Raw genomic sequence first — 19,837 nt, 5'->3', positions numbered from 1 at the left:
CGGACCCTGTAGGAGCGGCCTTGTGTCGCGAAAGGGCCGCAAAGCGGCCCCAGGTTTCTGATGTGTTGCGAAGATTGCTGGGGCTGCTACGCAGCCCTTTCCGACCGGTCCGACGCCTCGGCAAGGCCGCTCCTACACCGGCTAAGCTTTGGGCATAAATTCGGGATGTCTCCATGGAATGTCATATCCGCCGCGCTCAGCGCGAAGACGCAGAAGCCATCAGCCGCATCGTGATCACGGCATTGCGCGAATCCAACTCGCAGGATTACCCGGCAGAGGTGATCGCCCAGGTCGAGCAGAGCTTTTCACCTGCGGCGGTCAGTGCATTGCTCGATAGCCGAATGGTATTCGTAGCAGTCAACCAAAACGAATTGCTGGGGACGGCAAGCCTGGATGGCGAGGTTGTCAGGACAGTGTTCGTCGCTCCAATCCATCATCGGACAGGTGTCGGCAAACGGTTGATGGAGGCCGTTCATGCTGCAGCGATCAGGGCAGGTGTCATGGCACTGCGCGTTCCTTCATCCATCACCGCCCAAGGGTTCTACGCGCGGTTGGGGTATCGGAAGCTTCGTGATGAATTCCATGGCGTGGAGCGCACCATTGTCATGGAAAAGTCCACGCTGACCATGACGGAGGCGGCCCTCGCGATTAACGTTTCTTGCGAGCATCTGGCAAAGCTGCTGGATGAGGGAGCAATCCCCCATTCCAGCGCTGAAGGTGAACGGGCTATCACGTTCTCCGAGCTGATTGCCTACAAGGACAAGCGAGACGAAGCCAGTCGTGGAGCGATGGATGAATTGGCAACCCAAGCCCAAAACCTGAACATGGGTTATGAGTGAGTCCGTTCACATGCGCTCGGCTAACCTTGCAGGGTGTTCATTCGAGCGTCGCAGTGTTTGGCACCGGCATTGCCGGTGATCGCGGGGCAAGCCCGCTCCCACGCTGCATTCCATTCTTCGCAACACATCAGAAACCGGGGGCCGCTTTGCGGCCCTTTCGCGACACAAAGCCGCTCCTACAGGTTGCGCGTAGGTTTGAATGGGTTGTCAGGGCAAAACGGCCTGCAGACGCTGGTCGATTGCCTGCCTCAACTCATGAACATACCGCTCGAAACATTCGATGGCCTGCTCCAGCGTCACTTCGGGACCTGACTCGCAAACCACCCAACAGGACCATAGTGAGAAGACCGATCTGGCGCGGCAGTAGCGCAGCGCGAGGATCGGCTCCTCTTCTTCGTCCATCGAGGCGTAGTAAAAATCCTGAGCCCCATGGGTGGCGACGGCTTTCAACCATTGCGTCACCACGTTCGCCAATTCGAGCAGCAAGCAGTACTCCACCTGCAAGAAAACCTGCCCTTGCACTTCAATGCTCAGGCGGCCCTCGGTAAAGGCCGCCGCGTTGTAGCCCGACATGTCATCCGGCAATGTGAGCAATTCAAAGTCGATCTTCATCGGTGTTCGCCTGCCCTGAACGTCTATCAGCGCTTGCCCAGCATCGCCTGGCGCTCCCGCCAGATTTCCTGCACGAACGGATCAGTCACGCCATACAGGCCATGCCCCCGGCGAATGATCAGGTTCGCCGCCAGCAACTCATTGGCCACCGGCTGGATCTCCTCCACCCGCACTTCACGCCCCACGAACGTCGAATACTCCCCCGCCGCCTCGCTGGAAAACACACCCCGCGTCTCGCCATCCACGGAGGCGATCCGGGCGAAAATGGCCTGGGCCAGCACGCCCAGTTCCTCGACCTTCATCAGTTCCAGGTCGGCCGCCGCCGAACGCAGCGTGGCCGCGATCACCGGCAGCACCACATCCGCCCCAGAACCGAGGCTGGGCGAGTGAATCAACTGACGCAGGGCACGGATGAACTCTTCAGGCCGGCTGCCCAGTGTCTTGAACGCTTCGGTCGCCACCTCCAGCGAGGGCAGGTTGTCGAGGCCATCTGCGGCGAGCCGCTGGAGCCAGAACGCGACATAGCCCTCGTCCAGCACCGGATAAGCCACGTTGGTGGCGCCGGCAAACGCCTGGTTACGCCGGGCGGTCAGCTCGTTGACCATGGCCCGGTGCGAGCCGGTGCCGATGAACAGGAAATGCCCAGGCGTCGCGGGCCTTGGGTTGATGGCGTCACGTGCGGCCTTCAGGGCCAGCATCATCTGCTGCCCGTCTTCTGTGGTGATGGCATGCTGCACTTCGTCGACGATCAGCACGACTGTCGCCTTGGCCTGGTCCACCGCTTCGGTCAGCGCTTCGGCGAGTGTCACGCCGCCTGCCTCACCCAGGGTATCGAGGTTGAAACCGAACTTGAAACCGGCCAGCTCCACCTCGGCGCCACGCACGCGCTTGAGACGTTGCATGAACGACGAGGTCGGTGTCTGCAATTCGTGCAGGGCTTTGCGCACGGCAGCCAGCACCAGCTTCACCGGGCTTGTCTGGGTGTCGCTCCACAGGTCGACGTAGATCACCAGTGCGCCCTGTGCCTCCAGGGCCGGGATCAGATCGTTCTTGAGGAAGGTGGTCTTGCCCGTCCGGCGCAGGCCGGACAGGAACAACCCGGAACGCAGGCCGATATCCAGTGCAGAGGGCTTGAGCAGTTGCCTGGCCATATCGGCCGCCAGTTCCGGGCGCAGGAAAATGTCAGCCATGGGTTTATCCTAAATTATGAGTTACCAATAATTATTGGCCTGGAATAATTCCGTGTAAAGCTGCAGTGGCATACGCATCACCTCAAGACTCAACCTCCATAAGCCCCGGCGTGGACTTGCTGAACCCCGCCGTCAGCCACATCAGGTACAACCCGCCACACACCAGCCAAGCCACCCCGGCCAGTATCACCACCGTGCTCAGCAGCGACAGCAGATACAGGTTCACCCCAATCGCCAGCAGCGGAAACACCACGAACCCCACCCCGCTCAACCGCTGCTTGCGCCGCTCACGCAGGTAGTACGCAATCACGCAGACATTCACCGCCGCAAACGCCAGGAACGCGCCGAAGTTGATCAGCGAAGCGGCCGAGCTCACATCCGCGCCGATCCCGATCAACCCCAGCCCGGCAATCAGCAGCAGGTTGAACACCGGCGTGCGCGCTCTGCCCTGCAGCTTGGCGAAATAACGCGGCGGCAGCACGCCTTCGCGGCCCATGAAGTACAGCAAGCGGCTGGCGCTGACCTGCACCGCCAGGCACGAGGCGAAGCCGGCGACGATGCCGCCGAGGTTGACGAAGTCGGCGAAGAACTGCCCACCCACCTCGATCGACAGCGCATAGGTCGCAGTCTCTGGGTCGGCGAACTGGCCGCCGGGATGGCTAAGTTGCATCAGGTAGGCCACCGCCGTGAACAGCAGCCCGCCCACGCTGATCACCAGCAGCACCGCCCGGGGGATGTCGCGCTTGGGCTGCTCGGCCTCCTCGGCCAGGGTGGTCACGGCGTCGAACCCGAGGAACGAATAGGCGGCGATGGCGGCGGCGGCGGTGAGGCCGGTCAAGGTGCTGTGCTCGTTCCATACGGGGTGGGTGAAGCCGATCTGGGGCTGGCCGGCCACATAGCGCAGGCAGTAGCCAATGAACAGCAGCACCAGCGCCACGCTCAGGACCGTAAGCACTTTGTTCAGGCGGTCGGTCAGGGTCATGCCGCTGACGGTCACCGCCGTGGTCAGACCGATGTTGATCAGCAGCCAGCCCCAGGTGGGCACCTGCGGGAACTGGGCGTTGAGGAACACCGACTGCAGCAGCCAGGCGACCATGGGCATGAACAGGTAGGCCAGCAGCACCGCCCAGCCGACCACGAAGCCGCAGCCGGGGCCGAGCAGGCGCTTGGCGTAGTAGTAGGCCGAGCCGGACACCGGGAACAGGCGCGACAGCTTGGCGTAGCTCAGGGCCGACAGCAGCATGGCGCCAGTGGCCAACAGGAAGGCGCTGGGGGCGATGCCGTCGCTGCGTTCGGAAATCACGCCGAAGATCACCATGGCCAGGCTCGGGCACATGTAGGCCAGGCCGAAGACGGTCAGGGAGGTCAGGGAGAGTTTTGCGGGGGTGGCGTCAGGCATGGGTGGCCTCCTGGCGCGCAGGGGCGATGCCACGGGCTGGGCCGTGAGCGAAATGAGCCATGGGTCATCCTCTTGTGATTGTTCTAGGAAATTGCCAAGCCGGTCTGCAGCACGCTAAGCAGGTGCAGGTGCAGGTGCAGGGAATGCAGCGTGGGAGCGGGCTTGCCCCGCGATGCAGGCAATGTGGTGGATGACACCGGCCTTGCCGGTGATCGCGGGGCAAGCCCGCTCCCACGCTGCGACCGCGAAGCCCGCTCTCACGCGGTTTCCAGGTGGTCACGCGCAAGCAAGCTGCCAGCCCAGTATGCGGATCCCCGTGCGGATTCCTATAACGTCGAAGGATTAACCTGGGGGTAATGGCGCAGGGGAATCACGGCGCCGGTTGCAGGCTGGCGAGGTCTTCACCGGCCAGGAACAGCAGCGAAAAAAGCTCGCTCTGGGAGTTCACGTCCAGCTTGCGGTACACGTTGCGTCGATGGACCTTCACCGTCTCGGCCGACAGCTTGAGCTTGATGGCCGTCTCCTTGTTCGAATGCCCCGACAGGATCAACCGCACCACGTCCAGCTCCCGCGCCGTGAGCACCGACTCAAGTTGCCGGCGCGCCTCGTCGCGCCCCTGGGCCAGGCCCAGCGCGGGCTTGGCCGGTGCGCGCTCGGGCACTTGTTCGAAGTGCAGGCGCTGGCGCAGCAGACCGATCAGCCAGGGGCGTACCAGCTCCAGCTGGGCGATGGCCTGGGCGTCGAAACGTGAGCGCCCGCCCAGCGACAGGCACAGTGTGCGCCCATCGCCCAGGGCCAGGTTGAACTGCACCTCGTCGGCGACCACGTTGTGGGTGAAGTACAGGCGGTAGTAGTCGGTCTGCTGGAACTGCTCCGGGGCCACGTCGGCCAGGCGCACCAGGCCGGTCAGCGGCCGCTCGCGGCTGCTGATGTAGAACGGGTCGAGCAGGTACAGGCCGTTGGCGTACACACTCACCAGCGGGTCGATGCCCTCGCGCTCGTAAGGGCTCTGGTCGAAGATCAGCGGCTTGTCGTGGCTGAACAGCAGCGCCACCCAGGTATCCACCTCGACGAAGTCGCCGAGCAGCGTCGCCAGTGTGCGCCAGAAGCTCGGCCGGTCGAGGTGCTCGATGCATTGGCCCACACCCTGGTGCCACGAAAGATCCTGCAGGCTCAAGCTCATGCCCTACCCCCGGGTTAACCCGTCGAAGTGATTGTTTTGCCAGTGATTGTTTTCATACTTGCACCACCCTTCGCAAATGTCACTCGCCCGCGGAAGGGTCGGGCCCAGCGAGACGGATTGCCCATGAAGATCGAAGTGGTACAGACGACAACCCGCGACGGCGACACCGCCCACAACCTGCGCGGTATCCTCGAGGCCCTGGCCCAGTGCGCGCCGGACACCGATATCCTGCTGTTCCCCGAGTCGCACCTGACCGGTTTTCTCACTGAGGACGACGTCGGCATGCTGTCCGAAGCCATCGACGGCGATGCCGTGCAGGCGGTGGTCGCGGCGGCGCGCCAGCACAATGTCGCGGTGGTGCTGGGGTTGTACGAAAACGATGGCGGCACGTTCTACAACACCACCCTGTTCATCGCCCCTGAAGGCATCCTGCTCTCCTACCGCAAGACCCACTTGTGGTTGCCGGAGCACGGCATCGTGGTACCGGGCGACCGTTTCGCCACCGTCGAATGGCGCGGCGTGCGCCTGGGCCTGTTGATCTGCTACGACAGCGAATTCCCCGAGACAGCGAGGGCGCTGAAGGCCCTGGGCGCGCAGTTGATGCTGATCACCGATGGCCTGGCTGAACCGGAGGATCATGTGCACCGGGTATCGGTGATGGCCCGGGCGATGGAGAACCAGGTGTTCGCCGTGGTCGCCAACCGCGTGGGCGATGGGCCGGATGGCTGCGTGTTCGTGGGGGCGAGCCTGGCGGTGGACCCGTATGGCCGCACGCTGTTCGAGGCTGGGCGCGGCGAGTCGAGGCATAGCGTGACCCTGGACCTGTCGCTGATCGGCAAGGCCCGCGCCTTCCATGACTACAGCGCCAACCAGCGCATCCAGTTGCCGGGTGAGCGGATCGAGCATGCCAGTGGCGTATGGGAGCTGGTTATCGATTAAGGGAAAACACGACAGGGCAGGACGCAGAGGATTTCGGATAAAGCTGCCGTAGCCAGAATGAGGCTATCGGCAGCACAGGCACCCACTGACCCGCGGCTGATCAGGATCGTTTCCGAGAAACGTGACCATGACTTCCATTCCCGTTCGTGGGGCAGTGCTTTCACAGCACCATTCGGACTCCACCGACAACCAGCAACAGCTCTTGTCGTCGAACCTGTCCTCAGGATCCCAGGGAAACTTGACCTGAATCCGGGCAAGGCGCCGATCACACCGGCTCTCGTCATCCTCCACGGCAATGACCACGGCGGTCTGATTCTCCACCACCCGGGGCTTGGCATGAACCAGGGGCGGACGATAAAGCACGCCCCACGGCAGCACCGTCTGGCCATCGGCAAACACAAGCACATGGCCTTGGGCACTGTGCTGGAAGTGGAAGCGAATGCCCTCCTCTTCACACAAGCGCTGGACGAAGTGCAGATCCGTTTCGCCATACTGGGTGCAGTAGTCGCGCTCGGGGTAGCTCGCACTCAGCTCGAAGCGATAGGCGTCTCCCACGATCCCATGCTCTTCCAATACCAAGGCGACGATCCTGGGCACTGAGAACTGTTGAAAGATCCGCTGGTTGATGCGGTGACGCAGGTAGGACAAATGCGGCACCAGAGTCAACCTGTAACGCGCCGAACACGGGGCCTGCCCCATCGGCGCGATGTGGTAGATCCGCCCATGGATGCCATTGCCGTTCATGTCGAAGCTGAAGAAGGCCTCGAGGTCGAGGAAGCGTTCAAGGTCCAGGCTAGGCCGTTCGCTGGCCAGTTCCACGTTGAAGAAGAAAGGCCTGTTGGCCACCGCTTCCCCGGTGTAGCCGAGCACCTGGAAATCGTGCTCCACACCTTTGATCGTCAAGTTCAAGTATGTCTTATGGGCTGGGCTGAACATCCGCTGTTCTCCTCCGGCATAAGATGAAATCAGGTGCGCAAGACCATCGCCCGCTACTGCCAAACAGCCGGGTTCCACGAAACGATGGTATTCGCGGGGCGCTGAAGCAATCGGCCGCAGGCAACCCTGTTCAACGCGCTGCCCGATACACCCTTGCACCAGGCAGCTGGCGACACATCAGCTCAGGTCAAACGCCACTCTTCACCTTGGTCCAGACCCGTGTGCGGATCCGCTCCAGTTTCAACGGCAGCGGCTCGAGCGGGATCAACGTGGCAACCGTCTTCTTGTCGGGGTAGATCCACGGGTTGTCCCGCAGCGCCTGTTCGACGAACTGGGTGGCGTCCTTGTTGGCGTTGGGGTACAGGGTGTGGTTCGAGGTCTTGGCGATCACTTCCGGGCGCATCATGTAGTTGATGAACGCCATGCCTGCCTTGGGATGGGGCGCATCCTTGAGCAGCACCAGGTTTTCCGACCACACCAGCGCGCCTTCGCGCGGCAGGCTGTAGCCGATCCGCCGCCCGGTGTTGTTCTTCTCGTTGAGGGCCTGGGCGGCCAGGGCGCCGTTGGCCCAGCCGACCACCGCGCAGATATTGCCGTCGGCCATGTCGGTGTCGATGCGCGACGAGTCGAAATACAGCACGTACGGGCGGATCTTCATCAGCAGGTCTTGCGCCTTCTGGTAGTCCGCCGGGTTGCTGCTGTTGCTGGGCAGGCCCAGGTAGTTCAGGGCAATCGAGATGATCTCGCTGGGCGAGTCGAGCATCGCCACGCCGCAGGATTTGAGCTTGCTGATGTTCTCTTCCTTGAAGATCAGGTCCCAGCTGTCCACCGGCGCCTGGTCGCCCAACGCGGCCTTGACCTTGTCGATGTCGTAGCCGATGCCGGTGGTGCCCCACAGGTAGGGCACGGCGTAGCGGTTGCCGGGGTCGTTGACCGCCAGCTGGGCAAGGATATCGGGGTCGATATGCGAAAGATTACCCAGTTGCACGCGGTCCAGCGGCTGCAGCACGCCCGCCGCGATCAGGCTGGGCAGCACGTTGGAAGTGGCCACCACCACGTCATACCCGGTGCGCCCGGCCATGACCTTGCTCTGCATGATGTCGGCGCTGTCGAACGCGTCCATGTGCACGCGGGTGCCGGTTTCCTGCTCGAACGCCTTCGGCGTCTCCGGTGCGAGCAGCCCGAACCAGTTGTACAGGTGCATCCCGGGCTCGGCGGCCAGCACCGAGGTACTGATCCCCGCACAGAGCAGCGAGGCCGAAAAAAGGGTTCGCAAACGTGACCGTCTCATGCAACATCCTTATCGAATCGATGTATCTTCACGGCCATCCTAGGCCCAGTGAGCGACTATACCGGGCAGGACCGGATAGTAAATACCTCGGAATACTTACCTCTGACCCGCGAATGCCTAACCCAAAAGGGGTAGATAATGCCGTTCGACCTGCAAAGCCTGGCCTGGCACCGATCGATCGGCAAGCTGATCATGCAGCTGGACCGTCCGGCGTTCTGGAGTTCGCTGGTTAGGGTGTTGAACGAGTACGTGCAGATCGACAACTGGGTGGTGCTGATCTTCGCCAACCAGCAAGTGGAAGTGGTGAGCTTGCCCGAGGTGGCGGATGCCGAAGAGGTCAACGCGTTCATCCATCGTTATGTGAAGGGGCTCTACCTGCTGGACCCGTTCTACATCGCCAATCGGGAAAACCCGCAGAGCGGGTTCTTCCACCTGCTGGATATCGCGCCGGAGTACTTTCTCGAAACCGAGTACTACCACCAGTACTTCGCGCACTACATCTCGGCCGATGAAGCACAATACAACGTTCAGCTCGACGCCGACCGCACGCTGTGCATCTCCATTGGCAGCAAGGCGCGCTTCAGCCAGGAGCAGATCACCATCCTCGACCTCATCAAGCCCTGGGTGACGGCCTTGATGCACCAGCGCATGGCCTTTGAAGTGGACGTCGAGAAGGACCTTGCCGAGGCACCGCCCTGGCAGGAAACACTGAGCCAGCTGGGCGCGCAGATCACCACCCGTGAAAGCGATGTGCTCAGGCTGCTGCTGAGCGGTTTCTCCAACAAAGAGATTGCCGGGAAACTTTCACTCTCGGCGGAAACGGTGAAAGTGCACCGCCGGAATATTTACGCCAAGTTGAATATCAAGTCGCAATCGGAATTGTTTGCTCGGTTTTTTGTGCCGAAGCCGGATGTTTTCTGTTCAAGCTGAATTCAGGCTTCTTGACGGACGCTGATCCCTGACCATCCGGTGCTTTGCAGCAACAACAAGGCAAACACCGCACAGCCCGACAAAGGCCATCCCAGAAACACCATGAACCACGGCGACCCTGGAAACCAGCACATGATCGCCAGGTTTGCTACGACCCCGCAGCCCCGCCCAGGCCGAGCCGATCCATTCCGGCGCCCGGGTGCTGCGCAGGAAATGCCGGTACAGCTTTAGCCCTGTGTTCACGCCAATAAGGCCTATGAGCAACACAATGACCAAGCCAATGCGATTCAGTTGATAGTCCCAAGGGTCATCAAACCCGTTATAGATCATCCCCGGGAGCAAGAACACGGCGAATGTGGTGCAGTATCCCGTTACCAAAAACACGGGCAGCACCACGACCAACCCCAATAGCCGAATGGCCAGTTTTCTGAGTACTGAAGGGGTATCGCTCATATCGACTGTCCTTGTCATTCGAGAACCAACGGCCCGCAGCCTCGTGGCTGGGCGGCGCACGCTAGCACAGCCGGCCTTCGGGCACGAGTGCTAGCAGGGCCGCCTTGCGGCCCATCGCCGGCAAGCCGGTTCCCACAGGTACAGCGCAATCCTCAGGAGCAGCACGGTCCTGTGGGAGCTGGCTTGCCAGCGATGGGCTGCGCAGCAGCCCCAATTGCGCTTGCTGAACCCTGCGCCGAACACCGCCCATCGATGACCAGCACCGCCACGCAGCAGGCATAGACCGCGAGAGCGCCGCTCATGCCCCGCGCCTCTGCGCAAAGCCCCTGACCACGACGTACAGCAACGGCCCCAGGGAGACAAACACCGCCGTCAGCAGCAGATAGGGCAAGACACCAAGCAACGATCCGCCTCGCTGGCGCTGGTCGCTTACCATCCACACACAGCCCAGCCCGGCCATCACATACAGGTCGATAACGACCTGGGCCGTATCGGGTCGGGACATCAGGTCAAGGCCAAAGGCGATGAGCGACTGATCCGCAATCATCAGGGTCCAGCCGGTGTACAGGGTAAACAGCAGCAACACTGGTAGCGCGATCCATTCAGCTTTCATTGTCCGACTCCTTGGCAGGGACCTGTAGGAGCGGGCTTGCCCCGCGATGCAGGCGCCGCGGAGCCTGGCACCCGCTACGCGGGTGATCGCGGGACCAGCCCGCTCCCCCGCAGCCCCAGTAAAATCTAAGAGTTGTGCTTTGTTCGATGAACGCGATCTTGCTTTCACGGTAGTGATAGAGTCGTCCCCGCCTCAATGACCTCGCAGGTCATGGACGCATCAGCCAAGGACAGCCAGAGTCGCAGCATGAGCCCTTCTCCCTTTCATTCCACGCAAACACCTGCCATCACCGATGCAGGAGAGCACCTGCGCCGACTGCGCCGCCAGGCCGGCCTCAGCCAACTCGACCTGGCGCTGTTGGCAGGCCTGTCGCAACGCCACCTGAGCTGCGTGGAAACTGGCCGCGCCAAGGCCAGCCCAAGCACGCTGCACGCCCTGCTCAGCGCACTGGAAGTGCCGCTCGACCACTGCAACGATGTGTTCCTTGCGGCAGGCTACGCACCGCGCTACGCAGCCTCGGCACCCGACGCCCCGGCCATGAAGATGGTGCACGACGCGCTGGAGTACATCCTGCAGGCCAACAACCCCGCGCCAGCCATCGTCATCGCCAGCAACTGGGACATCACCGCAGCCAATGCCAGTGCCGGGCTGCTGTTCACGATGGCCGGTGTACCAACGAACAGCACCTCGGGCCTCAACCTGCTGGACACACTGCTACGCCCGGGCGGACTGGGGGATCATCTGGTCAATGCCGACGAGATACGGGCAATCGCCTGGCAGCGGGCGGCCAGGGAGGCGGTGGGCAATCCTGACCTGACGCGGTGGCTGCAAGGCTTGCCCACCCCGCCCGCGTTGCCGCCGGACGCACCGTTGTCACCGATGGTGCTGACCCGCGTGCGCACCGGTGAGGGCGAGCTGCACTTTCTGTCCACTTTCACAACCTTCGGCATGCCCCTGGATATTACAGTGGCTTCGCTGCGCATCGAGCATTTGGTTCCCGCCAATCATGAAACGTGGCAGACCATGAGGACTGCATATGAAACGTGGCTTGCGAATATTGGATAGACGCTATCGCCGAACGCGCTGACACCGCACTTCCCGGTGCTAACTGCGATCGGCATCAACGCAACTACGACCACATTCCCGGTGAAGCTCGTTCGTCACATAGCGAATAAAGACACAGGCAGATAGCCCACCTAACCAAAACACGAGGCCGACGGATATCGACGCCAAATCCAAAGTAAACCCTCACGCAAACCTCATCGCTATAAGCAACACATCAAGCATTCCAAAAAAATTGAAACACAAAGTGGGCACTACTTAAAACAACCTACACTACAAACAAGCACAAACCTCCCACCACCGGCAATACTTTCGCTCTACTTGAAACTCTTCCCATACATCTTCACTTGGCGAGTAATTTACCATGAAGGCCGCATGCTTCTCAGCAGCAAGTCTGTTGCTTATCAGCACCGGCGGTTATTGCGCCGACCCTTTGATTGCTGCCATCCCAACGAGCGTACAACCTACGATAGCGTATGGCGAGTTCAAGGTTGCTACCTTGGTGCTGCAGCTTGATGTCCCTCAAGAGCTTGCCGCAGAAATTGCAGATGACGGTATCAAGTGGGAAACCAATGATTCGGTGTTCGGATCAATAGAGGCCATCGACACTCGCGGACGCGTCAACGCATACCCAATAAAAATGAGTGGGGAAAGCCCCAGCATCAGGTTGCGCTTCACGCTGACTCCACAAAAAAGCCACTCACTCAACAACAATATAAAAGTCACCTACCAGAGCAAAGGGAGCACGCACGCGCTTGACATACCGGTCAGAATATCCGGGGCGTGTATAAACGCGGATTATGAAACACAGCAGTGTGACCCGCAGATGTGGACATGCCAAATCGACCGTAACAAATACCCTGTATTGCGTATCGAACGCCCAGCGACAGACAATCAAAGCCTGGAGGCTGTCTGGGCCCATGACGCCGCTCACAGGCAGGCCACCGCAACATACAAGATTCCATTCCTCCAGTTCGTCGCGGCAACCGGCATAGGCAACATCGACCCACCACCCTCCTGCGAAATGGATCCCTTCCTATTCACCAAGACACCGCATACTGAACGAGGGGCGAGTTTTTTATGGCAACAGAATCCAAATGCACGGACACCCCAGCTGACCAGCACAACCACGGTTAACGGCGTTGAGATCAGTAAAATTGTTCTTGATCTTCCCGACATGATCACCGGATATTCCTCTGTCAACGGGGGAACTGCGGAATATCGATTTGACCCGAAAGACGCCCCGACGCTCACCATCTCCCAGCAGAACGTCATTGAATTCCAGGGCCTCGTCGAGTGCATACTTGCAGATGGCAGTTTATCGGTGATACGAAACCGAGCGCCCGATGCAGACTCCCCTAACGCAAAACAGCCTAAAATGCATCTGATTATAGAAAAGCCATAGGCAATCTAAAATGAAACAACACACTCTATGCATAGTGGCAGCAGCGAGTACCCTCATACTCTCGTGCGCACCCGTGAGATTTCTACCCAGCACACAAGAATATCGCTGCTCGGCACCCTTCACCGATCCCACGATGACAAACGAATTTCAGGCTGGTTTCACCGGGCGCCGAGACTATAAAAACGGCACATCACAGTTTACCCATCAGTACACGCTGGACTCGGCCGACGATTACGTGCGGATTTGCATTCACGACAGAGCCGGCATAAGCCCGGGCTCGGGGTACACCCTGACGTTGAAAAACGTAGACAAGGATTATCAACCGATCAACGCCAATAAAAGCTGGACATTGGTAGTCGCAAACGGTGGCCAGACCCTGATCAGGGACCAGTGTTTCGAAGGACGTACAAGCGGCGGGGAGTTTGATCTCGCCAATCCGTCCATCATTAATGGTTACTGGGTGATCAGCAAAACAGACCGTGCCATAGCTGCCGACTTGCAGATTTACAGTAAAAACGACGTGGTCGCCGATACGGCCTTGGAGCCGCCATGCCAGCCTTACTGAACACCCATAAAAAATTGTCACGCGCTTGCTTCTGCATCCTGATGATGCTGGTGATCACCTCATGCGGAAACGCAAATCCGACAGTCACGGCACTTACCCTATTGTATGAATGCCAAGGCCCATTGGCCGACCCTAATAACACCCGGGAATTCTCCGTCGCGCTGAGTGGGAAAATGGACTACGTCGCCGTGGACGGCAGTAGCCAGACGCAATCATTTTCGTTCAACACCCCAAAAGACTTCATGGAGATTTGTATACACGACCGCGCCAGTGTGGACCCTGGAAGGTCCTACGACCTGTTGCTGATCCATGTAGACAGCAACGGAGACCTAGCCGGCAACAAGAGCAAATGGCCTCTGCATGTCATCAACAACACCGACAATCTGCTCAAGACCTTTTGCTTCAGAATTCAGCCTGACAACGGTGAGCTCTCAATACTACCAGGCACTCCAGTTGCTGGAAGCTGGCGTATATTGCATACAGATCGAGAGATAACTGCAAACTATCGAACGTCAATAAGATCGAAGACCGAAAGCAAAAGCAGTTCTCCCGCAAACTGTGGCCCTTGAAAACAAGCACTACCGGCGACGGATGCATCGTTCGCATCACCCGTAACCCAACGGTCGGGTTGGCTTCGACACTCAGAGCACTAGCCAAGTCCAGAACTGGCATACACAACGCGATGCGGATGCCCCGCTCGATGGCACCGACTTGTCGGTGATCGCTCTCTCGACCACCCTGAAGCCGGTCCACCGGCGAACACCGGCACAAGAAAGTTCTTCTGCACAGATCGGGTACCACCGAGGTTCTCTCGCTCAGGCCCTTGCGGCTTGATTCGCCGTCGCCGATGCATCGATCACCATACCCTCGCGCATCCGTTGCGCATCCCGGCTGAAACACCGCGAGGCCGCCAGCAGGAACACCATGGTCAGCAACAGGGCCACAGGGATCAGGTACATCGCATCATGCAGCCCCTGGGCCTTGAACGCCTCGCTCATCGCCACCTCGCCCGCCGCCGCCATGGCCGCTCCGGCAAAGTGGTCCGACAGCCCACCAACCACCACTGGCCCCAGGCCACCACCCAGCAGGTAGAGCCCGGCGAAGAACAGCGCCATGGCCGTGGCCCGCAGGCGCGGCTGCACCACATCCTGGATGGCGGTGTACACGCAGGTGTAGAAGTTGTACGAGAACAACCAGCCGATCCCGAACACCGCCACAAACACGCCCAACTCGATACGCCCGGCATGCAGCGCCCAGGCGGTGCACAGGGTGGCCACCAACATGCTCAGCGCGGCGAACACCAGACGGCCGTTAGCAAAACGCTGGTGCACCTTGTCGGCCACCCAGCCGCCAAGAGTCAGGCCCACCAGACCGCTCAGGCCGACGATCATCCCGGTAGCCACCGCGGCGTCGTGCAGCGGCAATGCGAAGTAGCGCTGCAACATCGGCACCATGAACGAGTTGCAGGCGTACGTGGCGAAGTTGAAGCTCAGCCCCGCCAGCACCAGCCAGGCGAAAGTGGGCACGCTGAGCACCCGCCGCAGGGGGCGGTCCAGCGGGGCCTGGGCGGTGGCCACCGTCTCCGCCGCGCCGCGCGCGGGCTCGCGGATCATGAAGATGAACAGCGCCAGCAGCACACCGGGCACGGCGGCGATGAAGAACGGCGCGCGCCAGCTGTCGAAGGCCTGGACCATCGCACCGATGGTGAAGAACGCCAGCAGCAGGCCCAGCGGCAAGCCGAGCATGAAGATGCCCATCGCCCGCGCCCGCCGTCCGGCGGGGAACAGGTCGCCGATCAGCGAGTTGGCGGCCGGCGCGTAGCTGGCCTCGCCGATGCCCACGCCCATGCGCACCAGCAAAAAGCTCCAGAAACTGCCGACCATGCCGTTGACCGCCGTCAGCCCGCTCCACGCCAGCAGGCCCCAGCCCATGAGTCGACTGCGCGAGCCGGTGTCGGCGATGCGCGCCAGCGGCAGGCCGGCGATGGCATAGACCAGGGTGAAGGCGGTGCCGATGATGCCGATCTGGAAGTCGCTCAGGTGCCACTCCAGGCGGATCGGCTCGATGACGATGGCGGGGATGGTGCGGTCGAAGAAGTTGAACAGGTTGGCCAGGAACAGCAGGAACAGGATGCGCCAGGCGTTGGATGCTTGGGTGGCGGTGGGCATAGTCGGGTCCCTCGTTATTGTTGTTCGGGGCTTCCAGCACGCCTTTGCAATCTAGAGGGACATCAGGCCATCGTCTGCCAACATTGATCGCGCTGATAGCAGCCGATGGACCTCGGCAAGCCCGCCATCAATGCCCACAACCGACGCCTGGACGCGCACCGTCCACCCAGGATGGACACTCACCAAAGCGCGATGTCGTAGGTCAGGTACACACGGTTGCTGTCGCGACCTCGGGCGAAGTCGGAACGATAGACATAGTTACGCAACCTCACCCCCAGGCCTTTGAGCGGGCCACCCTGGACCACGTAGGCCAGTTCGGCGTCACGCTCCCATTCCTTGATACCCGCCTCCCCGGCGCGACCGTTGTCGCCGCTGAGGTAACGCGTCATGAAGGTCAGCCCGGGCACCCCTGCGGCGGCGAAGTTGTAGGCATAGCTGGCCATCCAGGTTTTTTCCTGCTCCTCGATGAACTTGCCGATACCGACGTTGCTGAACGAATACACCGTTGCGCCGCTGATATAGGGCAGCCCCGCCTCGCCATCAAGCACCTGGTAGCCGGCACCGACCGTATGCCCGGAATGCGCATACGCCAGTTGCCCGCTGTACAGGTCGTTGTCGATGGCGCCGCCATGGGCGGCACCGCTGTCGCGGCTTCTGAAGTAGCGCAGGTCGGTGGTCAGCACACCGCCGGCCAGCGGCAGGTCATGCACCAGGCCGGCGAAGTCCTGGCGATAGAAGCCGTCGAGCTGGGCGTGGAAGTAGCTCAGGCGCAGCGGCTTGCCCACCGCATAATCGGCACCGACGTAGGAGAAATCACCGGACGCGTTGCCGCTGTAGCCATCCAGGTACAAGCCGGTGCTGTCCGAGGAGTCGCGCAACTTGAACTTGTCCAGGTGACCGGCGGTGAGGCTCAACCCATCGATGTCGGTGCTGGTCAGCTGCGTGCCCTGGTAAGTCTGCGGCAACAACCGCGCGTCGTTGTAGACCAGCACCGGGGTCTTGGGCAGCAAGGTGCCGTGCTTGATCACGGTCTGGCCCAGGCGCGCCTTGGCGGTCAGGCCGGCGCTGCTGAATTCGTCCGCGGCCCGACCGTCGTCGTGCACCGGCAACAGGCCGCTGCCGCTGCGACCGCGTCCGGAGTCCAACCGCACGCCCACCAGGGCCAGGGCATCGAACCCAACGCCCAAGGTGCCTTGGGTGAACCCGGACTGGTAGTCGAGCAAAAAGCCCTGCGCCCACTCGGTCCGCTCATGCTTGGCGGAGGCCGCCGCGCGTGGGGACAGGCCCTGCTCGTCACGGAAGTTCTCGTTGAAATAGACGTTGCGCAGCTGCAGCTTGAGCTTGCCGTCGTCGACGAATCCGCCAGCGCCGGCAACGGGCAACCAGCCGCAGAGCAGGCCACAGGTGGCCCCACGGAAAACACTTCGGAACATGATCGGTACTCTGTTGTTGTTCTTGGATGAGCGGTGGGTGGGCGCCGCGCGGCGCCCGGTGATTCACACGAAGAAAGACAAGGCACCTGTGAGCAGCGCCAGCGCGGTGATCACCAGCGAGGTAAGCACCGCCCACTTGACGGTGGCTTTCTGGAAGTCGCCGATATCGCGGTCGACCATCCCCACCAGCAACAGGGTCGAGGCTACCAACGGGCTCATCAGGTGCACCGGCTGCCCCAGTACCGAGGCCCGGGCGATTTCCACCGGGTCGATGCCATAGGCCGCGGCCGCGTTGGCCAGGATCGGCACCACCCCGAAGTAGTAGGCGTCATTGGACAGTACGAAGGTCAGCGGCATGCTGGTCAGCGCCACCACCAGCGGGAACCAGTGGCTCCAGGCGTCGGGGATCCAGTCCACCAAGGTCTGGGCGAGGGCGTCGACCATTTTGGTGCCGGAGAAGATGCCGGCGAATATGCCGGCGGCGAACACCAGCAGCACGACGGTCATGGCATTGCCCGAATGGGCGAGAATGCGCTCCTTCTGCAGCTCCAGTTGCGGATAGTTGATCATCAACGCGGCAACGAAACCGATCATGAACAGCAGCGCTGAATGCATCACGCCCATCACCAGCGCGGTCATCACGGCGATCACCAGCATCAGGTTCACATAGGCCAGGCGCGGACGCTTGTGTGGGTTGTCGCCTAGGATCTCCTTGATGTAGCAATTGCCGCCCCCTGACGCCAGGGTGACATTGCCGATGCGCCGACGCTCGGCGCGCCCCAACAGATAGGCGGTGAACACCACCCAGACCGCGCCGCCGATCACGGTGGGCAGCATCGGGATGAAGTATTCGGTCGCATCCAGGCCAAGGGCGGCGATCGCGCGGGTGGCAGGCCCGCCCCAGGGGCTCATGCCGCTCATGATACTCAGCGATAGCATCGACACCGTGGCCAAAATCATCGGGTTCATGCCGATGCGTTTGTACAGCGGCAGCATCGCCGCGCAGGTGATCATGTAGGTGGTGGTGCCGTCGCCGTCGAGGGCAACCAGCAACGACAGCAGCGCGGTGCCTATGGCGATCTTGATCGGATCGCCGTTCACCCGCTTGAGAATCTTGCGGATCAAAGGGTCGAACAGGCCGGCATCGATCATCAGGCCGAAGAACAGGATGGCGAACAGCAGCAACGCCGCCGAGGGTGCCACCATCTTCAGGCCATCGAGCATCATCTTGCCGAGCTCGGGAGCGAAACCGCCGATCACGGCAAAAACGATGGGTACCACTGTGAGCGCGACGATCGGCGACAGGCGTTTGCTCATGATCAGGTAGGTGAACGTCACCACCATGATCAGGCCCAGGAGTGCGAGCATGGTTTTTTCTCTTGTTTTTATTCTGTGTTTGACCGCCCGACGCGCAGGCGGCCCCCTGCCCCACCCGGCATCGCAGGGATGCTGGGGGGAAATCTACTGCAACATGGGAGCGATAACCGGTTGTCAGCCGTGCCGGGGAGGCTGCGCGGACCACTCGGGGTGAGCGTCGACGGCTTCGTCGGCCGCCGATGGCGCGCCGTCGAGGCGGCGCAGCAAGGTTTCGCGATCGCAGGCATGCTCCGACAGCGAGATGACCACGGTGGCCACGGCGTTGCTGGCCAGGCTGGTCAGGGCCCGCGCCTCGGACATGAAGCGATCGATACCGATCAACAAGGCAAGCCCGGCCAGCGGTATGTCGTGGATGACCGTGAGGGTCGAGGCCAACGCCACGAAGCCGCTACCGGTCACGCCGGCGGCCCCCTTGGACGACAGCAGCATGATTGCCAGCATGGTTACCGTCTGCCCGAGGGTCAGGTCGATGTTGCAGGCCTGCGCGATGAACACGGCCGCCAGCGACAGGTAGATGGCGGTGCCATCGAGGTTGAAGGAATACCCGGTTGGCAGCACCAGCCCTACCACGCCTTTGCGACAACCGAGCCGCTCGAGCTTTTCGAGCATGCGCGGCAGCACCGGCTCGGTGGACGAGGTACCCAGCACCACCAGAAATTCTTCGCGGAAATAGCGCAGCAGCTTCCACAGGCTGAAGCCATGGGCGCGACAGATGCCGCCCAGCACAACCAGGACGAAGAAGGCGCAAGCGATGTACAGCGTGCCCACCAGCTTGGCCAGGGCGCCGAGGGAGGTGACGCCGTATTGCCCGACGGTGAAGGCCAGCGCACCGAACGCACCGACCGGGGCGAAACGCATCAGGTAACCGAAGATACGGAACACCATGACCGAGACCGACTCCAGCACCGCAAGGACGGGCCGGCCCTTCTCGCCCATGGACGACAGGGCGAAGCCGCTGAGTACGGCGATGAACAGCACCGGCAGCACCTCACCCTTGTTGAAGGCACCGATGAATGTCTCCGGAATGATGTGCATGAAGAAGTCGACCACGCCCAGTTTCGCCGCCGAGGCGGCGTATTGGCCCAGGCCCTCTGTACTCAGGGTGGCAGGATCGATGTTCATGCCGGCGCCGGGCCGGAACAGGTACACCGCCGCCAGGCCGATCACCAGGCTGATCACGGTCAGCAGCAGGAACAACAGCAAGGTCTTGCTCATCAGGCGCCCCAGGGAGCGCTTGTCGGTCATGCCGGCTATGCCGGTGACGATGGTGCAGAACACCACTGGCGCGATCATCATCTTGATCAACTTGATGAAGGCGTCGCCCAGGGGTTTGAGGGCAACGGCCTGTTGCGCCCAGAAGTGGCCGACCACCACGCCCAGCAGGACGGCGCAGAGGATCTGGAAATACAGGGATCTGGCAAGTTTCATGAGGCATCACCCAT

18 protein-coding genes and 1 pseudogene are annotated in these 19,837 nt (G+C 61.4%); 7 read left to right on the top strand and 12 right to left on the bottom strand.

From position 1 onward, the window contains the following. Window positions 1-173 precede the first annotated feature (173 nt). Window positions 174-614: pseudogene (locus NMG10_RS12580) on the top strand (GNAT family N-acetyltransferase); the annotation flags it as partial. Between the two features lie 432 nt (window positions 615-1,046). On the opposite strand, the gene NMG10_RS12575 reads toward NMG10_RS12580, so the two are convergent. The 4 genes from NMG10_RS12575 to NMG10_RS12560 all read right to left on the bottom strand — a co-directional run bounded on the left by NMG10_RS12575 (window position 1,047) and on the right by NMG10_RS12560 (window position 5,223). Continuing rightward, the gene (locus tag NMG10_RS12575; protein ID WP_232856345.1) at window positions 1,047-1,451 is read right to left on the bottom strand and encodes a hypothetical protein; all 405 of its coding nucleotides are present in this window, start codon (window positions 1,449-1,451) and stop codon (window positions 1,047-1,049) included. Between the two features lie 26 nt (window positions 1,452-1,477). Further along, window positions 1,478-2,641, bottom strand: coding sequence for an AAA family ATPase (locus tag NMG10_RS12570; protein WP_232856346.1), 1,164 nt, complete (start codon window positions 2,639-2,641; stop codon window positions 1,478-1,480). An 82-nt stretch (window positions 2,642-2,723) separates the two neighbouring features. Continuing rightward, window positions 2,724-4,040, bottom strand: a complete 1,317-nt coding sequence (locus NMG10_RS12565; RefSeq protein ID WP_254464461.1) for an APC family permease — start codon at window positions 4,038-4,040, stop codon at window positions 2,724-2,726. 370 nt (window positions 4,041-4,410) lie between these two features. Beyond that, the gene (locus NMG10_RS12560; protein ID WP_254464460.1) at window positions 4,411-5,223 is read right to left on the bottom strand and encodes a LuxR C-terminal-related transcriptional regulator; all 813 of its coding nucleotides are present in this window, start codon (window positions 5,221-5,223) and stop codon (window positions 4,411-4,413) included. Between the two features lie 123 nt (window positions 5,224-5,346). On the opposite strand from NMG10_RS12560, the gene NMG10_RS12555 reads away from it, so the two are divergent. Further along, window positions 5,347-6,162 carry a carbon-nitrogen hydrolase family protein gene (locus NMG10_RS12555; protein ID WP_254464459.1) on the top strand — a complete coding sequence of 272 codons (816 nt, stop codon included), beginning with the start codon at window positions 5,347-5,349 and terminating at the stop codon, window positions 6,160-6,162. A gap of 63 nt (window positions 6,163-6,225) precedes the next feature. On the opposite strand, the gene NMG10_RS12550 is transcribed toward NMG10_RS12555, so the two are convergent. Together NMG10_RS12550 and NMG10_RS12545 are read right to left on the bottom strand one after the other, a co-directional pair. Then, window positions 6,226-7,098, bottom strand: coding sequence for a contractile injection system protein, VgrG/Pvc8 family (locus tag NMG10_RS12550; protein ID WP_232856350.1), 873 nt, complete (start codon window positions 7,096-7,098; stop codon window positions 6,226-6,228). Between the two features lie 187 nt (window positions 7,099-7,285). Next, on the bottom strand, window positions 7,286-8,389 hold the full coding sequence (locus NMG10_RS12545) for a polyamine ABC transporter substrate-binding protein (protein ID WP_254464458.1): 1,104 nt from the start codon (window positions 8,387-8,389) through the stop codon (window positions 7,286-7,288). A gap of 138 nt (window positions 8,390-8,527) precedes the next feature. Between NMG10_RS12545 and NMG10_RS12540 the strand changes: the two genes are divergently transcribed. After that, window positions 8,528-9,319, top strand: coding sequence for a response regulator transcription factor (locus NMG10_RS12540; protein WP_234560519.1), 792 nt, complete (start codon window positions 8,528-8,530; stop codon window positions 9,317-9,319). Here the strand turns inward: NMG10_RS12540 and NMG10_RS12535 are convergent. Next, window positions 9,311-9,772: a hypothetical protein gene (locus NMG10_RS12535; protein ID WP_254464457.1), complete on the bottom strand. Its 462-nt coding sequence runs from the start codon at window positions 9,770-9,772 to the stop codon at window positions 9,311-9,313. The genes NMG10_RS12540 and NMG10_RS12535 overlap by 9 nt on opposite strands. Before the next feature lie 298 nt (window positions 9,773-10,070). Beyond that, window positions 10,071-10,385 carry a DUF2834 domain-containing protein gene (locus NMG10_RS12530; protein WP_254464456.1) on the bottom strand — a complete coding sequence of 105 codons (315 nt, stop codon included), beginning with the start codon at window positions 10,383-10,385 and terminating at the stop codon, window positions 10,071-10,073. 246 nt (window positions 10,386-10,631) lie between these two features. On the opposite strand from NMG10_RS12530, the gene NMG10_RS12525 reads away from it, so the two are divergent. The 4 genes from NMG10_RS12525 (at window position 10,632) to NMG10_RS12510 (ending at window position 13,986) form a co-directional block, all read left to right on the top strand. Next, window positions 10,632-11,450, top strand: a complete 819-nt coding sequence (locus NMG10_RS12525; RefSeq protein WP_254464479.1) for a helix-turn-helix domain-containing protein — start codon at window positions 10,632-10,634, stop codon at window positions 11,448-11,450. A gap of 361 nt (window positions 11,451-11,811) precedes the next feature. Further along, window positions 11,812-12,852 (top strand): hypothetical protein, encoded by a 1,041-nt coding sequence (locus tag NMG10_RS12520; protein ID WP_254464455.1) that lies wholly within the window; start codon window positions 11,812-11,814, stop codon window positions 12,850-12,852. A 133-nt stretch (window positions 12,853-12,985) separates the two neighbouring features. Further along, complete coding sequence (locus NMG10_RS12515; RefSeq protein WP_234560522.1) at window positions 12,986-13,417, top strand: hypothetical protein; 432 nt, start codon at window positions 12,986-12,988, stop codon at window positions 13,415-13,417. After that, on the top strand, window positions 13,402-13,986 hold the full coding sequence (locus NMG10_RS12510; RefSeq protein WP_234560523.1) for a hypothetical protein: 585 nt from the start codon (window positions 13,402-13,404) through the stop codon (window positions 13,984-13,986). Before NMG10_RS12515 ends, NMG10_RS12510 begins: the two co-directional genes overlap by 16 nt. Before the next feature lie 246 nt (window positions 13,987-14,232). Here NMG10_RS12510 and NMG10_RS12505 read toward each other — a convergent pair whose 3' ends face one another. The 4 genes from NMG10_RS12505 to dctA form a co-directional block, all read right to left on the bottom strand. Continuing rightward, window positions 14,233-15,585, bottom strand: coding sequence for an MFS transporter (locus tag NMG10_RS12505; protein ID WP_254464454.1), 1,353 nt, complete (start codon window positions 15,583-15,585; stop codon window positions 14,233-14,235). A 179-nt stretch (window positions 15,586-15,764) separates the two neighbouring features. Continuing rightward, window positions 15,765-17,018 carry an OprD family porin gene (locus NMG10_RS12500; protein WP_254464453.1) on the bottom strand — a complete coding sequence of 418 codons (1,254 nt, stop codon included), beginning with the start codon at window positions 17,016-17,018 and terminating at the stop codon, window positions 15,765-15,767. Window positions 17,019-17,081: 63 nt separating this feature from the next. Continuing rightward, window positions 17,082-18,386, bottom strand: a complete 1,305-nt coding sequence (locus tag NMG10_RS12495; protein WP_028690502.1) for a CitMHS family transporter — start codon at window positions 18,384-18,386, stop codon at window positions 17,082-17,084. Between the two features lie 123 nt (window positions 18,387-18,509). Further along, window positions 18,510-19,823 (bottom strand): C4-dicarboxylate transporter DctA, encoded by a 1,314-nt coding sequence (dctA, locus tag NMG10_RS12490; protein WP_254464452.1) that lies wholly within the window; start codon window positions 19,821-19,823, stop codon window positions 18,510-18,512. Between the last annotated feature and the right edge of the window lie 14 nt (window positions 19,824-19,837).

Source organism: Pseudomonas sp. DVZ6 (assembly GCF_024259445.1).
Taxonomy (GTDB): domain Bacteria; phylum Pseudomonadota; class Gammaproteobacteria; order Pseudomonadales; family Pseudomonadaceae; genus Aquipseudomonas; species Aquipseudomonas peradeniyensis.
This window is presented reverse-complemented; position numbering and strand designations above follow the sequence as displayed.

Coding starts and splice junctions, on each gene's coding strand:
- NMG10_RS12525 (WP_254464479.1), top strand. CDS start 10,632: ATGAGCCCTTCTCCCTTTCATTCCACGCAAACACCTGCCATCACCGAT.
- dctA (WP_254464452.1), bottom strand. CDS start 19,823: ATGAAACTTGCCAGATCCCTGTATTTCCAGATCCTCTGCGCCGTCCTG.
- NMG10_RS12520 (WP_254464455.1), top strand. CDS start 11,812: ATGAAGGCCGCATGCTTCTCAGCAGCAAGTCTGTTGCTTATCAGCACC.
- NMG10_RS12500 (WP_254464453.1), bottom strand. CDS start 17,018: ATGTTCCGAAGTGTTTTCCGTGGGGCCACCTGTGGCCTGCTCTGCGGC.
- NMG10_RS12560 (WP_254464460.1), bottom strand. CDS start 5,223: ATGAGCTTGAGCCTGCAGGATCTTTCGTGGCACCAGGGTGTGGGCCAA.
- NMG10_RS12515 (WP_234560522.1), top strand. CDS start 12,986: ATGACAAACGAATTTCAGGCTGGTTTCACCGGGCGCCGAGACTATAAA.
- NMG10_RS12555 (WP_254464459.1), top strand. CDS start 5,347: ATGAAGATCGAAGTGGTACAGACGACAACCCGCGACGGCGACACCGCC.
- NMG10_RS12570 (WP_232856346.1), bottom strand. CDS start 2,641: ATGGCTGACATTTTCCTGCGCCCGGAACTGGCGGCCGATATGGCCAGG.
- NMG10_RS12505 (WP_254464454.1), bottom strand. CDS start 15,585: ATGCCCACCGCCACCCAAGCATCCAACGCCTGGCGCATCCTGTTCCTG.
- NMG10_RS12575 (WP_232856345.1), bottom strand. CDS start 1,451: ATGAAGATCGACTTTGAATTGCTCACATTGCCGGATGACATGTCGGGC.
- NMG10_RS12530 (WP_254464456.1), bottom strand. CDS start 10,385: ATGAAAGCTGAATGGATCGCGCTACCAGTGTTGCTGCTGTTTACCCTG.
- NMG10_RS12550 (WP_232856350.1), bottom strand. CDS start 7,098: ATGTTCAGCCCAGCCCATAAGACATACTTGAACTTGACGATCAAAGGT.
- NMG10_RS12510 (WP_234560523.1), top strand. CDS start 13,402: ATGCCAGCCTTACTGAACACCCATAAAAAATTGTCACGCGCTTGCTTC.
- NMG10_RS12495 (WP_028690502.1), bottom strand. CDS start 18,386: ATGCTCGCACTCCTGGGCCTGATCATGGTGGTGACGTTCACCTACCTG.
- NMG10_RS12535 (WP_254464457.1), bottom strand. CDS start 9,772: ATGAGCGATACCCCTTCAGTACTCAGAAAACTGGCCATTCGGCTATTG.
- NMG10_RS12545 (WP_254464458.1), bottom strand. CDS start 8,389: ATGAGACGGTCACGTTTGCGAACCCTTTTTTCGGCCTCGCTGCTCTGT.
- NMG10_RS12565 (WP_254464461.1), bottom strand. CDS start 4,040: ATGCCTGACGCCACCCCCGCAAAACTCTCCCTGACCTCCCTGACCGTC.
- NMG10_RS12540 (WP_234560519.1), top strand. CDS start 8,528: ATGCCGTTCGACCTGCAAAGCCTGGCCTGGCACCGATCGATCGGCAAG.